This is a genomic window from Mesorhizobium sp. M0045, from assembly GCF_040323385.1.
GTDB lineage: Bacteria > Pseudomonadota > Alphaproteobacteria > Rhizobiales > Rhizobiaceae > Mesorhizobium.
Genome location: NZ_JAMYUY010000003.1, coordinates 346,502 through 360,620, shown reverse-complemented (window position 1 = coordinate 360,620; position 14,119 = coordinate 346,502). Strand labels below are relative to the sequence as shown.

At 64.2% G+C, this 14,119-nt stretch carries 15 protein-coding genes; 10 read left to right on the top strand and 5 right to left on the bottom strand.

The features are described from left to right. Positions 1-10 precede the first annotated feature (10 nt). The 4 genes from NKJ72_RS06790 to NKJ72_RS06775 form a co-directional block, all read right to left on the bottom strand. The gene (locus NKJ72_RS06790) at positions 11-526 is read right to left on the bottom strand and encodes a YcnI family copper-binding membrane protein (protein ID WP_352476367.1); all 516 of its coding nucleotides are present in this window, start codon (positions 524-526) and stop codon (positions 11-13) included. 25 nt (positions 527-551) lie between these two features. Then, positions 552-1,088, bottom strand: coding sequence for a copper chaperone PCu(A)C (locus NKJ72_RS06785; protein ID WP_352476366.1), 537 nt, complete (start codon positions 1,086-1,088; stop codon positions 552-554). A gap of 99 nt (positions 1,089-1,187) precedes the next feature. After that, the gene (locus NKJ72_RS06780) at positions 1,188-1,544 is read right to left on the bottom strand and encodes a DUF2946 family protein (protein WP_352476365.1); all 357 of its coding nucleotides are present in this window, start codon (positions 1,542-1,544) and stop codon (positions 1,188-1,190) included. A gap of 119 nt (positions 1,545-1,663) precedes the next feature. Next, positions 1,664-2,566 carry a GntR family transcriptional regulator gene (locus NKJ72_RS06775; RefSeq protein ID WP_352476364.1) on the bottom strand — a complete coding sequence of 301 codons (903 nt, stop codon included), beginning with the start codon at positions 2,564-2,566 and terminating at the stop codon, positions 1,664-1,666. 256 nt (positions 2,567-2,822) lie between these two features. Between NKJ72_RS06775 and NKJ72_RS06770 the strand changes: the two genes are divergently transcribed. The 5 genes from NKJ72_RS06770 (at position 2,823) to NKJ72_RS06750 (ending at position 9,356) form a co-directional block, all read left to right on the top strand. Next, positions 2,823-4,328 (top strand): UxaA family hydrolase, encoded by a 1,506-nt coding sequence (locus NKJ72_RS06770; RefSeq protein WP_352476363.1) that lies wholly within the window; start codon positions 2,823-2,825, stop codon positions 4,326-4,328. A gap of 329 nt (positions 4,329-4,657) precedes the next feature. Further along, positions 4,658-5,653: an ABC transporter substrate-binding protein gene (locus tag NKJ72_RS06765; protein WP_352476362.1), complete on the top strand. Its 996-nt coding sequence runs from the start codon at positions 4,658-4,660 to the stop codon at positions 5,651-5,653. Between the two features lie 100 nt (positions 5,654-5,753). After that, on the top strand, positions 5,754-7,307 hold the full coding sequence (locus tag NKJ72_RS06760) for a sugar ABC transporter ATP-binding protein (protein WP_352476361.1): 1,554 nt from the start codon (positions 5,754-5,756) through the stop codon (positions 7,305-7,307). Further along, positions 7,304-8,269, top strand: coding sequence for an ABC transporter permease (locus NKJ72_RS06755; protein WP_352476360.1), 966 nt, complete (start codon positions 7,304-7,306; stop codon positions 8,267-8,269). Before NKJ72_RS06760 ends, NKJ72_RS06755 begins: the two co-directional genes overlap by 4 nt. A gap of 70 nt (positions 8,270-8,339) precedes the next feature. Continuing rightward, entirely contained in the window at positions 8,340-9,356 is a 1,017-nt protein-coding gene (locus NKJ72_RS06750; protein ID WP_352476359.1) for a zinc-binding alcohol dehydrogenase family protein, read from the top strand. Positions 9,357-9,374: 18 nt separating this feature from the next. Here the strand turns inward: NKJ72_RS06750 and phnF are convergent, their stop codons facing one another. Next, positions 9,375-10,118, bottom strand: coding sequence for a phosphonate metabolism transcriptional regulator PhnF (gene phnF / locus NKJ72_RS06745; protein ID WP_352476358.1), 744 nt, complete (start codon positions 10,116-10,118; stop codon positions 9,375-9,377). 133 nt (positions 10,119-10,251) lie between these two features. Here phnF and phnG point away from each other — a divergent pair, with 133 nt between their 5' ends. The 5 genes from phnG to phnK are packed head-to-tail and all read left to right on the top strand — an operon-like array spanning position 10,252 to position 14,119. Further along, a complete protein-coding gene (phnG, locus tag NKJ72_RS06740; protein ID WP_352476357.1) occupies positions 10,252-10,713 on the top strand; it encodes a phosphonate C-P lyase system protein PhnG in 462 nt (153 codons plus the stop codon). After that, the gene (gene phnH / locus NKJ72_RS06735; RefSeq protein ID WP_352476356.1) at positions 10,713-11,324 is read left to right on the top strand and encodes a phosphonate C-P lyase system protein PhnH; all 612 of its coding nucleotides are present in this window, start codon (positions 10,713-10,715) and stop codon (positions 11,322-11,324) included. Before phnG ends, phnH begins: the two co-directional genes overlap by 1 nt. A gap of 1 nt (position 11,325) precedes the next feature. Next, positions 11,326-12,438: a carbon-phosphorus lyase complex subunit gene (locus NKJ72_RS06730; RefSeq protein WP_352476355.1), complete on the top strand. Its 1,113-nt coding sequence runs from the start codon at positions 11,326-11,328 to the stop codon at positions 12,436-12,438. After that, on the top strand, positions 12,435-13,346 hold the full coding sequence (locus NKJ72_RS06725; protein ID WP_352476354.1) for an alpha-D-ribose 1-methylphosphonate 5-phosphate C-P-lyase PhnJ: 912 nt from the start codon (positions 12,435-12,437) through the stop codon (positions 13,344-13,346). Before NKJ72_RS06730 ends, NKJ72_RS06725 begins: the two co-directional genes overlap by 4 nt. Then, positions 13,343-14,119 (top strand): phosphonate C-P lyase system protein PhnK, encoded by a 777-nt coding sequence (phnK, locus tag NKJ72_RS06720; RefSeq protein ID WP_352476353.1) that lies wholly within the window; start codon positions 13,343-13,345, stop codon positions 14,117-14,119. The genes NKJ72_RS06725 and phnK overlap by 4 nt, the downstream gene beginning before the upstream one ends.

The following is a 14,119-nucleotide window of genomic DNA, read 5'->3' as shown; positions in this document are numbered from 1 at the left end:
CCGCTGGAGCTCACTTCGGCAGCAGCCTGAGGCCGGGCGCCGGAAATTCCAGCGCGTCCTCAGCCTGCCCGGCCGCCGGAATCTCGATCCAGCGATCGGCAACGCCGTCACATTCCTGCACCACCGGGAAATGCAGCGTCTGGCCTGCCGGCAGGTCGGACGCCAGCGTCGCGCGAAAGACGAATTCGTCGTAGAATTCGTCCGGCAGGCTGCCGGCGCTCCAGTCGATCTCCTTGACGCCGCTGGTCACTGCCTGGCCGTAGAGCTGGTAGGACTTCTCGTATTTGCCGTTCTTGACCTGCAGCGTCCAACCCGGCTTCGGCATCGGTTTGACCGAAAGCACGCCTTCCGGGATCTGCACGCGCAGCGCGGTCGTCGCCTTGCCCTCGCAGCCATGCGGCACCCGAAGAACCGCCTTGTAGGTCGAGCCTACCGCCGCCTCCGGCGTTTCGAGCGTGATGTGGGCAAAGGCCGCGCCAGTCCCGAGGACGAAAAGCACGCAGCCGGGCAAAAGAGATTTCTTCATGATGGTACCTCTCGAAGCGGCCAAGTCAGTGGTCGTCCTGCGGCGCCGCGCTGCCGATGCCCTGCACGGCGAATTCAATCTGCACGGGCCCGGCTTTTTCGAAGGTCAGGGTTGCGGAGAACATTTCGCCCTCCTTGGGCTGCCGCTTCAAATCCATGAACATCAAATGATAGCCGTTGGGCGCCAATGCGACCTTGCCGCCAGCCGGGATTTCGAGGCCGCCGCTGACCGGCCGCATGGTCATGACGCCATTGCTGACGCCCATCTCGTGCAATTCGGCCTTGGCCGAAATGTCGGAGGTGATCGACAGCAGGCGATCCGGCGCACTGCCGGTGTTGGTGATGGTGAAGTAGCCGCCGGCTACCTTGGCACCGGCTGGCGTGGCGCGCGACCAGGGGTGCCCGATCTCGAGATCGCCAAGCTTGAACTCGTGTGCCAACACGATCCGGACGCTGGCGAACAGGAGGGCAAGAACGCAAAGGGCGACGCCGAGACGCTGCTCGAAACGACCCAGTACGAAGCGCCTGCGACTGGATGCGGCAGCGCGAAAATAATGAGACATGATTGCTCCGTGGATTTTAAGGGACCGCGCCGATGGCCGGTCGCGAACGATGTCGATAAACGCGCCGGCAAAGGGTTGCGCGGCGCGAACCAGAACGGATCAGGCCGTCGCCGGTGGTGCGCGCGGATTGGACGGAGTGCGGGCGCGGGCGAAATCGCGATGCCGGAAGGCCGGCAGGAAAAAGGCGATGGTTTCGACGGAGAGGCTGCGAGCCAGGCTCCCGGCGGCATCGGGCGGGGCGTAGACCGCCGAAGCGAGGTTGCAGCCAAGCATGCAGCAAGCCGGCATGTGCTGCTGATGCGGATCGCCGGCGGGGAGTTGCGCCGCACCGTCATGGGTGCAGATCGTGTTGCCGAAAGCATCCAATTGCGAGGCGTTCGGCTCGCTGCCTGAAGCAAACGCGCCGAACATCGACTGGAGCACGAAAAGCCACGCCGCGGCGAACGCGACCGGCATGCTCCATCGTCTCCGGCGTATGGTCAAGAACCAGCCTCTTCACGCAGCAACGTCAGCTCTCTAGCACGGAGCCGGCGGCCGGAAAATCGCCAAAACGTTGCTGCGGCAACGCAACACAATCACGCGCGTTGCGGCTGCCTGCCCTCGGGAATGGACGTCAGCAGCGTGTGGCGGGCCGATTTCAGGTGCTTGCGGCAGGCGGCGTCGACCTTGGCGAGATCGCGCGATTTGAGCGCGGCGATATAGGCGAGATGCTCCTGGACCGCGACTTCGTTGCGCTCCCGCTCCTGCGCCTTGTTCCACTGGTAGTGGTAGTGGAAGATCATGGCGATGACGTCGTAGAAATCGACGATGAAGCGGTTGTGCGACGCCCGGTGGATCAGCCGGTGAAAGCGCTCGTCGAGCTCGGAGAATTCGTTGAAACGCACGGCGATCTCACGCGCCAGCAGGCGATGCTCGTCCTCCAGGCGGTCGAGGTCGGCCCACACCGGGCTGTCCTCGGGCAGAGCGGCAAAGGCTGCGGCCGAGCGCAGTTCGAACATTTCGCGGATCTCGGTCAACTCCAGCGCGAAGGCGCGGGTAAAGCCTTTCAGCACCCAGTGGCTGTTGCGGCGCTTCTCGATCAGCCCAAAGCGCGAGAAGCGGATCAGGAATTCGCGCACGCTGGTAGTGCCGACGCCGATCTCGCGCGCCAGCTCGAGCTCGTTGATCTGCATTCCGGCTTCGGCACCGCTGGCAAGCAGCCGCCGCATGAAGGAACGCTCGATGATCTCGGCCAGCGTGTCGGTTTCTTCCTCGGGGAAGAAATCATCCGGCCGCGGCTCGCGCAGAACCGTCTTGCTGCGCTTGTTCCAGTCGATCAGCCCGGTCTCTTCCATGCGCGCAAGGATAGTGCGGACCGTCGTGCGGCTGACGCCGAGCAGCGTACCCAGTTCCGGCTCCGAAGGCAGGCTCCTGGTTTCGTCGAGCAGCCTCAGACCGCGATTATAAGCGTCCTTGTAAACGTTGTTGCTCTTCGACATCCCCTGCCCCGTGGCGCATTGGCGATTGCGGCCGGTTTGAAGCGTTTCGCGCGCATGAAATCGGAATCGCTTCGCAAAACACCGTGCGCAACGCTAGTCTTGGTTGTAGAGCCTACTTCACGCATCCAAAAGACGCGTCGCGCTCTGGCGAAAAAACAATTGACGCAAAAATGTTTTTTCACGATAAAAGACATTATATGTTAAGAGCCGCGTGTCAATCCGCTCGCGCACCCAGGAACACACCCAGGAAGCTCCCGTGAACGCCGCAAACAGCATTCTTCTGTCTCCCGCCGACAATGTCGCGGTCGCCAATGGCCGCATCGAGATCGGCACCGTGCTGCCGGGCGGCGCCGTCGCCGCCGCGCTGATCGAGCCGGGCCACAAAGTGGCGATCAAGCCGATTGCGGCCGGCGAAGCCGTGGTCAAATACGCCCAGGCGATCGGCCGCGCCACGCAGAACATCGCGGCTGGCGAGCATGTCCATTCGCACAATCTGGTCTTCGAAAGCGGGCGTTTGCCGGTGGTGCCGCCGAGCGAGGCGGTGCATGCGACCGAGGCCGACCGCGCCCGCACCTTCATGGGCTACCGGCGCGCCGACGGCCGCGCCGGCACGCGCAACTTCGTCGGCATTCTCGCCAGCGTCAATTGCTCGGCCACCGTCTGCCACGCCATCGCTGACGCGGCGAACCGCACGCTTCTGCCGCAATATCCCGGCATCGACGGCTTCGTCCCGATCGTCCACGGCCAGGGCTGCGGCATGAGCGCCACGGGCGACGGCATGATGGTGCTGCACCGCACGCTGGCCGGCTATGCCCGTCATCCGAATTTCGGCGGCGTGCTGATGGTCGGGCTCGGCTGCGAGGTCAACCAGCTCACCCTCTATGGCCAGAAGGGCGTTGCCGCGGGAAAACGTCATTTCAACATCCAGGAAGCCGGCGGCTCGCGCAAATCGGTCGAGAAGGCGCTGGTCGTGCTGGCCGAGATCGCCGAAGAGGTCGGCAAGCTTCAGCGTGAGCCGATCCCGGTCAGCGAGATCGTCGTCGGCCTGCAATGCGGCGGCTCCGACGGCATGTCCGGCATCACCGCCAATCCGGCGCTGGGTGCCGCGGTTGACATCCTGGCCGGCGTCGGCGGCATCGGCATCCTCTCCGAAACGACGGAGATCTACGGCGCCGAGCACCTGCTCGCCTATCGCGCCGCAACCCCCGAGATCGCCGCCAAGCTCGACGGTTATGTGAAATGGTGGGAAGACCATGTCGCCAAACATGGCGCATCGATCGACAATAATCCCTCACCGGGCAACAAGCGCGGCGGCCTGACCACCATCCTGGAAAAGTCGCTCGGCGCGGTCGCCAAGGGCGGCCAGACGCCGCTCAACGGTGTCTTCGGCTATGCCGAGAAGGTCACCGGGCACGGGCTGGTGTTCATGGACACGCCCGGCTACGACCCGGTCTCGGCCACCGGCCAGGTGGCGGGCGGCGCCAACGTCATCGTCTTCACTACCGGCCGCGGCTCCTGCTTCGGCTGCCGGCCGACGCCGTCGATCAAGGTCGCCAGCAACTCGACCATGTACCACGCCATGGAAGAGGACATGGACGTGAATTGCGGCGTCATCGCCTCGGGCGAAAAGACCATTGCCGGCATGGGCCGCGAGATCTTCGAGCTGATCGTCGAGACAGCTTCGGGCCGCAAGACCAAGAGCGAGGAATTCGGCTACGGCGACAACGAGTTCGTGCCGTGGCATCTCGGCGCGACGCTCTAAGCCTTAGCACCCGGGAAGTCGCGAGCACCTGACGTGAGCGCCAGGTGTCACAGTTCGTACACCGCCAAAAACGAATGTACATTCCATATTGACTGGTTGATGGAATTAATATTCCATGCTGGATATTGAAGCAGATTGGCAGCGGAGTTCCGACAGAAAATATCTTCCATCCAGCCATTCGAAGCGGCCATCAAACAGCGCTTGCGCCGACCGAGATGATGCACTATCAAAATACGGTAAATGTTTTTTATTGATAAAGTTCCGTTTGGGCCGCGCCATCCGAATGGAGCTTCCGTAACATTCACCGGGCGACTTAGGGAGGACTCCTAATGAAATTCGTGACCAGCATTCTCAACCGCCGCGCCTTCGTGGCACTCGCAGCCGCGTCGATGCTTGCCGGCGTGATGCATTCGGCTCCGGCATCCGCGGCCGACGTGACCATTCCGATCATCGTCAAGGACACCACGTCCTTCTACTGGCAGATCGTTCTGGCCGGCGCCCGCAAGGCCGGCAAGGATCTCGGCGTCAACGTGCCGGAGCTCGGCGCCCAGGCCGAGACCGACGTCAACGGCCAGATCTCGATCCTCGAGAATGCCGTCGCCGGCAACCCGGCCGCCGTCGTCATCGCGCCGACCGAAGCCAAGGCGCTCGGCAAGCCGATCGACGAGGCCGCCACCAAGGTCAAGATCATCGGTATCGACTCCGGCGCCGACTCCAAGGCCTTCACCTCGTTCCTGACCACCGACAACATCCAGGGCGGCCGCGTCGCTGCTGACGGCCTTGCCGCAGCCATCGGCGAAGCCAATGGCGGCAAGATCGAGGGCGACGTCGCCCTGATCACCGCACTTCCGGGCGCCGGCTCGCTCGAACAGCGCGCCCAGGGTTTTAAGGAACAGCTCGCGGCCAAATATCCCGGCCTCAAGCTGGTCGCCGACAAATACGCCGACGGCCAGGCCACCACCGGCCTCAATATCGCCACCGACCTGATCACCGCCAACCCCAACCTCAAGGGCATCTTCGCCTCCAATCTGATCATGGCGCAGGGCGTCGGTCAGGCGATCGCCGAGAACAATCTTGCCGGCAAGGTCGCGCTGGTCGGTTTCGACAGCGACGAGAAGCTGATCAAGTTCCTCAATGACGGCGTCATTTCGGCTCTCGTCGTTCAGGATCCGTACCGGATGGGCTATGACGGCATCAAGACGGCGCTCGCCGCCTCGAAGGGCGAGAAGGTCGAGGCCAATGTCGACACCGGCGCCAACCTGGTCACCAAAGCCAACATGAAGGATCCGAAGATCGACGCGCTGCTCAACCCCAAGCTCGACTGAGCATCGCCACAAGTGAACTGTTTCCGGGGCCTTTGCCCCGGAAACATCCCACTCGCGCCAATCGTCAGGCCATCTGGCGGGCCAATCTGGGAGGATTGTCATGATGTCGACGGCGCAGGAACTCCATCCGGCCCCAACGCTGGAACCGGGCAGGACCATCCTCGAACTCCGCGGCCTGGAAAAACGCTATCCCGGCACCCACGCGCTGAAGCCGGTCGACCTCGCCTTCAAAGCCGGCGAGATCCACGCCATCGTCGGCGAGAACGGCGCCGGCAAATCCACCCTGATCAAGCTTCTGACCGGCGTCATGCCGCGCACCTCCGGCGACGTCATCTGGGAGGGCAAGCCTGCCGCATTGGCAACGCCGCATGAGGCGATGGCACTCGGCATCAATGCCGTGCATCAGGAAGTGGTCCTGTGCCGCCATCTCACCGTCGCCGCCAACATGTTCCTCGGCGAGGAGGATGCACGTTTCGGCATCCTGCAGCAGCGGGCGATGGTCAGGCAGGCGCAGAAGATCATCGACGACCTAGGCTTCGACCTGCCCGCGCATGTCATGCTGGGTGACCTGACCATCGGCCAGCAGCAGCTGATCGCCGCCGCCCGCGCCACCGTGCGCGGCACCAAATTCCTGATCTTCGACGAACCGACCGCCTATCTCACCCGCAAGGAGGCCGACCAGCTGTTCACGCTGATCCGCCGGCTGAAGGGCGAAGGCGTCACCATCATCTACATCAGCCATCGCATGGAAGAAGTGTTCGAGCTCGCCGACCGCGTCTCGGTGCTGCGCGACGGCACGCTGGTCGGCACCAGGAACATTGCCGAGACCAATGACGCCGAGCTGGTCAAGATGATGATCAACCGCTCGATCGAGCAGGTCTACCACAAGGAGCATTTCACCCCTGGCGCGACCATCGTCGAAGCCAGGAACCTGTCAGGCAAGGGCTTCGAGAATGTCTCGATGTCCGTCCGTGCCGGTGAGATCGTCGGCCTCTATGGCCTGATCGGCGCCGGGCGCAGCGAGTTCGTCACCACGCTCTATGGGCGCCACCGCAAATCGGCCGGCCAGATCCTCTGGGAGGGCAAGGAGGTCAAGGTCAATTCCGAACATGACGCGATCAGGCTCGGCATGGCGCTGGCCCCCGAAAGCCGCCGCGACCAGGGCCTCTGCCTCAACCTGCCGGTCGGGCTCAACCTCAATCTGCCGATCTACAAGCGCATCTCGAGCAATCTGCTGATCTCGCGCGCGCAGGAAAAGGCGCAAGCCGATCGCCAGATCGCCGACCTGCGCATCAAGACGCCGACACGCAGCGCCCTGGCCTCCAGCCTGTCCGGCGGCAACCAGCAGAAGATCGTCATCGGCAAATGGCTCGCCCACGGCGCCAAGCTGTTCATCTTCGACGAGCCTACTGTTGGCGTCGATGTCGGCACCAAGGCCGAGATCTACCGCCTGTTCGGCGCGCTGCTATCCAAAGGAGCCGGCATCATCCTGATCTCGTCCTACCTGCCCGAGGTCTATGAACTCGCCGACACGCTGCATGTGTTCCGGCGCGGCAAACTGGTGGCTACGCACGGGTTTCGGACCGCTGATCACGAGGAGATCCTCACCCAGGCGCTGGCCGAGAAACAAGAAAGACCGGGAGGACGGATATGAGCACCGAGGCGATCGCTGCCGAAAGGCCGAAACGCAACTACAACGCCCTTTTCGGGCTGACACTGCTGGCGCTGCTGGTTCTTTTGTGGGTCATCCTGTCGGTGGCGACGCCGAGCTTCGCCTCGGCCAACAACATCTCCAACCTGTTGCGGCAAGGGTCGATGATCGCCATCCTGGCGGTCGGCCAGACCTTCGTCATCATCACCGGCGGCATCGACCTTTCCGTCGGCGCCGTGGTCGGCTTCGCCACCGTCATCGTCGCGATGCTGATCAACGCCGGAACACCGGTTTTCCTGGCCATCCTGATCACCTTGCTGGTCGGCGTCGCCATCGGCATGTTCCACGGCTTCGGCATCGTCAAGATGGGCCTGCCGCCCTTCATCATCACCCTGGCGACGCTGACCTCGCTGCGCGGCATCGGTCTGTTGATGACCAACGGCAACTCGATCTCGATCAACAACGACGCCTTCCAGACGTTCTCGCGCAGTTCCTTCCTCGGCGTCCCCAATCTGTTCTGGATGGTGATCCTGGTCGGCATCCCGGCCTACATCTTCCTGCACCACAGCCGCTGGGGCCGCTATCTGTTCTCGGTCGGCTCCAACGCCGAGGCGTCGCGCCTGTCAGGCGTCAACGTCCAGCGCACCATCTACATGGCCTACACGCTGTCGGGGCTGTGTGCGGCATTCGTCGGCGTGCTGCTTGCCTCGCGCATCGGCATCGGCAATCCGACACAAGCCGAGGGCTGGGAATTGCAGGCGATCGCCTCCTCGGTGATCGGCGGCACCTCGCTGTTCGGCGCTGTCGGCTCAGTTCACGGGCCGCTGCTCGGCGCCTTCATCCTTGCCACCATCAACAACGGCGCCAATCTGCTCAACGTCAACGCCTTCTGGCAGCGCATCATCACCGGCGTGCTGATCATCGTCATCGTCTATTTCGACGGGCTGCGCCGCCGCGGCAAATAGACCGCCTCCCCACAACCGCCGGCCTCGCGACAGCAGAGCCGGCGGTGCCATGAACCGACTGGATTGAAGCATGAAAGCCGTCGTCTGCCGCTCGCCCGGCGAACTTGTCCTCGAAGATCGTCCGGCGCCTGGCGCGCCCCCGGCCGGCTGGGCGCTGGTCGCCGTCAGCCATGTCGGCATCTGCGGCACCGACTATCACATCTTCGAAGGCAAGCACCCGTTCCTCGCCTATCCCCGCATCATGGGCCACGAAGTTTCCGGCACCGTGATCGAGGTTGGGGAGGGCGTCGATCTGGCAATCGGCGAACCGGTGGTCGTCAATCCCTATCTCGCCTGCGGCAAATGCATCGCCTGCCGGCAAGGCAAGCCGAATTGCTGCGTTAAGATCGAGGTGCTCGGCGTCCACCGCGACGGCGCCATGTGCGAGCAAATTCTGGTGCCGGCGCAAAATCTCTATCCGGCAAACGGCTTGTCGCTGGCCGATGCTGCTGCCGTCGAATTCCTGGCGATCGGCGCGCATGCCGTGCGGCGCTCGCTGGCTGATCCAGGTGCGCGCACGCTGGTCATCGGCGCGGGCCCCATCGGGCTCGGCACGGCGCTGTTCGCCCGCATCGCCGGGCTCGACGTGACGCTGCTCGACATGAGTGCGGAGAGGCTGAGTTTCGCCGAAAGCGAACTCGGCTTCGCGACCCTCGACGGCTCGCAGGGCGCTGCTGCGGACCTGGTGCGGCAAGCAACCGACGGCGATGGCTTTGACATGGTTTTCGATGCCACCGGCAACACCCAGTCGGTGCAGTCGGCCTTCGCCCATGTCGCGCATGGCGGGGCGCTGGTCCTGGTCAGCGTCGTCAAGGACGACATCGCCTTTTCCGATCCCGAATTCCACAAGCGCGAGATGATGCTGATCGGCAGCCGCAACGCGCTGCGTGCCGATTTCGACCATGTCGCCGCCTCGATCCGCAACGGCGCGGTGCCGTTGGCAAAGCTCGTCACGCACCGCACGACGCTTGGCGAAACGCCGCACGATCTTGCCCGCTGGGCGCATGAGAAGTCCGGCCTGATCAAGGCGGTTATCCAGGTCGGATGATGCCAGGGCTGGCGCATCTCAGAGCGCCGATAGTTTGAGCTCGATCCGCTCGGCCGGGAAGCGCGACTCCGAAAACTGGATCGGCTGACCGTCGGGCGTGACGTTAACGGCGACCGTCACCAGCACGATGGCGCCGGGCTGCAGGTCGAGGTCCGCAAGGTCGGCGGCATCCGCATGGCGCGCCGACAGCACCGTCGATTGCCGCAGATAGTCGTCAATGCCGAAACGTGCCAGCGATGCGGTGATCGAACCGGTTTCCGCCATGGCAGCATCGATGCCGGCAAAGCGCCTGGCATCGAACCAGCCGGCAGCGCGGGACACCGGCATTCCATCGGCTTCGCCGCGCGTTTCCAGACGTATCACGTCGGCCCCCTTTGCAAGGCCTAAGCTCTCTGCCACACGACGGTTGGCAGGCTCGACCGATGATGCAAGCAAGGTGATATGCCGCTCGGACGCCTGTCCTTGCAATCCTTCGGAAAAGCGGGTGCGGGCGCCGATCGGATATGACAGCCGCCTGCGCGACAGCACGAAGGTGCCGCGCCCCTGCTCTGCCCTGAGCACACCCTCCTGCACCAGCGCTGCAATGGCGCTGCGGACGGTGTGGCGGTTGACGCCATAGCGCTCGGCAAGTGCCACCTCCGGCGGCAACGCCGCATTTTCGGGAAAATCGCCGACGGCAATCGAATGCAGGATCTGATCGGCGATCTGCCGCCACAGCGCGACACCGCTGCGCCGCTCGATGCTGTTGGCTTGTCCGATCATTTTCTGCCCCAACCTTTGCGCCCCCTCTTCTCGCCCTGTCATGCACCCGTCATAGACACGCATTAGATAATAGGTATAATTTGTATAATTGTCTATATCAATAGACAAGTGTCGATGCAAGGGAGTGTTAACCATGCGAGGACAGGAAGCGCGCGATCAGGCTGAGCGCAAGGCCGTTATGACAACGCTGGCGCAATCGACCGGCGACGATATCGTCCGTCTGTGGAACGAAGCCGGCCTGCCTTCTGAGGCGGAACTCCTGCGCGGCCCCGAAACCGGCCTGGTGACCGTGCGTGGCCGCATCGGTGGCGGCGGCGCGCCGTTCAACGTTGGCGAGGCGACGGTCACCCGCGCCACCGTCAGGCTCGCCTCCGGACAGGTCGGCCACTGCTATGCGCTCGGCCGCGACAAGCAGAAGGCAAGGCTGGCGGCAATCGCCGACGCGCTCTGGCAGGACCCGGCTCACCGCAACGAGGTCGAGGCCAGGCTCGTCGCGCCCTTGCGGGCGGCACTGGCCAAGGCCCGTGACCAGCGCCGCGCCGAGACGGCGGCGACCAAGGTCGATTTCTTCACCATGGTACGCGGAGAAGACTGATGGACATCGCAACCCAAGCGATCGAAGGCGGCTTTGCCGATCCGGTGTTCGACGCCCAGACGGTCTTCCGCGCAGTGATGGACGCGATGGCGCGGCCGGGCACACTGCAGCCCCTGCCGGTCTTTACCCATCCACCGACGCCGCTGTCAGCCACCGCGGGCGCCATTGCGCTGGCGCTGTGCGATAACGACACGCCGCTCTGGCTCGACCCCGCCTTGCAGGCTTCAGCGACGGTGAAATCCTGGCTTGGCTTCCATACCGGCGCGCCGCTGGCCAACACATCGGCCGACGCGCATTTCGCGCTGATCGCCACCCCGGCCGAGATGATGGCGCTCGACGGGTTTTCGCAAGGCACCCAGGATTATCCCGATCGCTCCACGACGCTGATCCTCGAGGTCAGCGATCTTGTCTCCGGCGCTCCGCTGCTGCTCGAAGGCCCGGGCATCGAGAAGACGGCGACGATCGCGCCGGCGCAAATGCCGCGCCATTTCGTCGAGCAATGGAAGCAGAACAACCAGCGCTTTCCGCGTGGCGTCGACATCATCCTCGCCACGTCCGAAGCAATTGCCTGCCTGCCGCGCACGACGCGCATCAAGATGATGGAGGCATAGGATGTATGTCGCGGTAAAGGGTGGCGAAGCGGCCATTCGCAACGCCCACAAACTGCTCGCCGACCGCCGGCGCGGCGATCGTTCGGTGCCCGCACTTCGCCTCAACCAGATCGTCGAGCAGCTGGCGCTCGGCGTCGACCGGGTGATGAGTGAAGGTTCGCTCTACGACACGGAATTGGCGGCACTCGCCATCGTCCAGGCGCGCGGCGACATGATCGAGGCGATCTTCCTCATTCGCGCCTACCGCACCACGCTGCCGCGCTTCGGCTACACCAGGGCGGTCGACACCGGCACGATGCTGGTCGAGCGGCGCGTGTCGGCCACCTACAAGGACCTGCCCGGCGGCCAGTTGCTCGGCCCGACTTTCGACTACACCCACCGGCTGCTCGATCCCGAGCTTGCTGCAGGCGGCGAAGTCGCCGAGCCGGAGCAGCGTGCCGGCGAAGCGGAAGCCATGCCGCGCGTGTCGGCGATCCTCGCCCGCGAGGGCCTGATCGAATCCGACGGCGACATGCCTGAAGATCATGTCCCCGGCGACATCACCCGCGAGCCGCTCGAATTCCCGATGGCGCGCGACATCCGCCTGCAGGCGTTGTCGCGCGGCGATGAGGGGTTTTTATTGGCGCTCGGCTATTCCACCCAGCGCGGCTATGCGCGCAACCATCCCTTCGTCGGTGAGGTCCGTATCGGTGAGGTCGAGCTGGAGCTCGACGTGCCGGAACTGCCTTTCGCAGTGCCGCTCGGCAGTATCCGCGTCACCGAGTGCCAGATGGTCAACCAGTTCAAGGGCTCGGCCAAGGCGCCGCCGCAATTCACCCGCGGCTACGGCCTTGTCTTCGGCCAGAGCGAGCGCAAGGCGATGGCCATGGCGCTATGCGACCGCGCGCTGCGTGCCTCGGAGTTGGGTGAGGATGTCGTCGCCGCCGCCCAGGACGAGGAGTTCGTCATCTCGCATTCCGACAATGTCCAGGCGACCGGCTTCGTCGAGCATCTGAAGCTGCCGCATTATGTCGATTTCCAAGCCGAGCTCGACCTCGTGCGCCGCATGCGCGCCGAGCACGACGCCCGCGAAAACGCCGGCAAGGCCGAAGAGAAGAGAGAGGCCGCGGAATGACCGCACAACCAACCGACATCGCCACCTACAACTTCGCCTATCTCGACGAGCAGACCAAGCGGATGATCCGCCGGGCGATCCTCAAGGGTATCGCCATCCCTGGCTATCAGGTGCCGTTCGCCTCGCGCGAAATGCCGATGCCCTATGGGTGGGGCACCGGCGGTGTGCAGGTCACCGCTTCGATCATTGGTCCCCTCGATGTGCTGAAGGTCATCGACCAGGGCGCCGACGACACCACCAATGCCGTCTCGATCCGCGCCTTCTTCAAGAAGGTCGCCAATGTCGCTGTCACCACCGAGACGGCGAAGGCGACCATCATCCAGACTCGCCACCGCATCCCTGAATATCCGCTGAGCGCCGGCCAGGTGCTGGTCTATCAGGTGCCGATCCCCGAGCCGTTGCGCTTTCTCGAACCGCGCGAAACCGAGACGCGCAAGATGCATGCGCTGGAGGAATACGGGCTCATGCATGTCAAGCTTTACGAGGACATCGCCAAACATGGCCGCATCGCCACCACCTACGCCTATCCGGTCAAGGTGGAGCGCCGCTATGTCATGGACCCGTCGCCGACGCCGAAATTCGACAATCCGAAGATGCACCGTTCGCCGGCTTTGCAATTGTTCGGGGCCGGCCGCGAAAAGCGCATCTATGCACTGCCGCCCTTCACCGATGTGGTCAGCCTCGACTTCGAGGACCATCCGTTCGAGGTGCAGACCTTCGACCAGCCCTGCGCGCTGTGCGCGGCCGAGAACGTCTATCTCGACGAAGTTATCCTCGACGACCATGGCGGCCACATGTTCGTCTGCTCCGACACCGATCATTGCGAGAAGCGGCGGGCCGAAGGCCATCGCGGCCATCTTGCGCCTGAAACCCCTCTTGCCCTGGAAAAAACGGAGCCGGCACAATGACCGACGAACCGCTGCTGCGCGTTTCGGCGCTGTCCAAATTCTACGGCTCGCGCGTCGGCTGCGAGGACGTCACCTTCGACCTCTGGCCGGGTGAAGTGCTGGCGGTGGTCGGCGAATCCGGCTCCGGCAAGACCACTTTGCTCAACTGCCTGTCGACAAGGCTACTGCCCAGCTCCGGCACCGCCAGCTACCGCATGCGCGACGGCCAATTCCGCGAGCTCTATCGCATGAGCGAGGCCGAGCGCCGCTTTTTGATGCGCACCGACTGGGGCTTTGTCCATCAGAACCCCGCCGACGGGCTGCGCATGACGGTGTCGGCCGGCGCCAATGTCGGCGAGCGGCTGATGGCGGTCGGCGACCGTCACTACGGCAAAATCCGCGCGACGGCGGTCGACTGGCTGTCGCGCGTCGAGATCGACGAAGACCGCATCGACGACGAGCCGCGCGCCTTTTCCGGCGGCATGCGCCAGCGCCTGCAGATCGCCCGCAACCTCGTCACCGGGCCGCGGCTGGTGTTCATGGACGAGCCGACCGGCGGCCTCGACGTCTCGGTGCAGGCGCGCCTGCTCGATCTGTTGCGCGGCCTGGTCACCGATCTCGGCCTGGCGGCCATCGTCGTCACCCACGATCTCGCCGTGGCGCGGCTGTTGTCGCAGCGCATGATGGTGATGAAGGACGGCCGCGTCGTCGAAAGCGGCCTCACCGACCGCGTCCTCGACGATCCGCGCGCGCCCTACACCCAGCTTCTCGTTTCTTCCATTCTGCAGGTGTGA

Coding starts and splice junctions, on each gene's coding strand:
- phnF (WP_352476358.1), bottom strand. CDS start 10,118: ATGATCGGACAAGCCAACAGCATCGAGCGGCGCAGCGGTGTCGCGCTG.
- phnG (WP_352476357.1), top strand. CDS start 10,252: ATGCGAGGACAGGAAGCGCGCGATCAGGCTGAGCGCAAGGCCGTTATG.
- NKJ72_RS06755 (WP_352476360.1), top strand. CDS start 7,304: ATGAGCACCGAGGCGATCGCTGCCGAAAGGCCGAAACGCAACTACAAC.
- NKJ72_RS06730 (WP_352476355.1), top strand. CDS start 11,326: ATGTATGTCGCGGTAAAGGGTGGCGAAGCGGCCATTCGCAACGCCCAC.
- NKJ72_RS06785 (WP_352476366.1), bottom strand. CDS start 1,088: ATGTCTCATTATTTTCGCGCTGCCGCATCCAGTCGCAGGCGCTTCGTA.
- NKJ72_RS06760 (WP_352476361.1), top strand. CDS start 5,754: ATGATGTCGACGGCGCAGGAACTCCATCCGGCCCCAACGCTGGAACCG.
- NKJ72_RS06750 (WP_352476359.1), top strand. CDS start 8,340: ATGAAAGCCGTCGTCTGCCGCTCGCCCGGCGAACTTGTCCTCGAAGAT.
- NKJ72_RS06725 (WP_352476354.1), top strand. CDS start 12,435: ATGACCGCACAACCAACCGACATCGCCACCTACAACTTCGCCTATCTC.
- NKJ72_RS06775 (WP_352476364.1), bottom strand. CDS start 2,566: ATGTCGAAGAGCAACAACGTTTACAAGGACGCTTATAATCGCGGTCTG.
- NKJ72_RS06790 (WP_352476367.1), bottom strand. CDS start 526: ATGAAGAAATCTCTTTTGCCCGGCTGCGTGCTTTTCGTCCTCGGGACT.
- phnK (WP_352476353.1), top strand. CDS start 13,343: ATGACCGACGAACCGCTGCTGCGCGTTTCGGCGCTGTCCAAATTCTAC.
- NKJ72_RS06765 (WP_352476362.1), top strand. CDS start 4,658: ATGAAATTCGTGACCAGCATTCTCAACCGCCGCGCCTTCGTGGCACTC.
- phnH (WP_352476356.1), top strand. CDS start 10,713: ATGGACATCGCAACCCAAGCGATCGAAGGCGGCTTTGCCGATCCGGTG.
- NKJ72_RS06780 (WP_352476365.1), bottom strand. CDS start 1,544: ATGCCGGTCGCGTTCGCCGCGGCGTGGCTTTTCGTGCTCCAGTCGATG.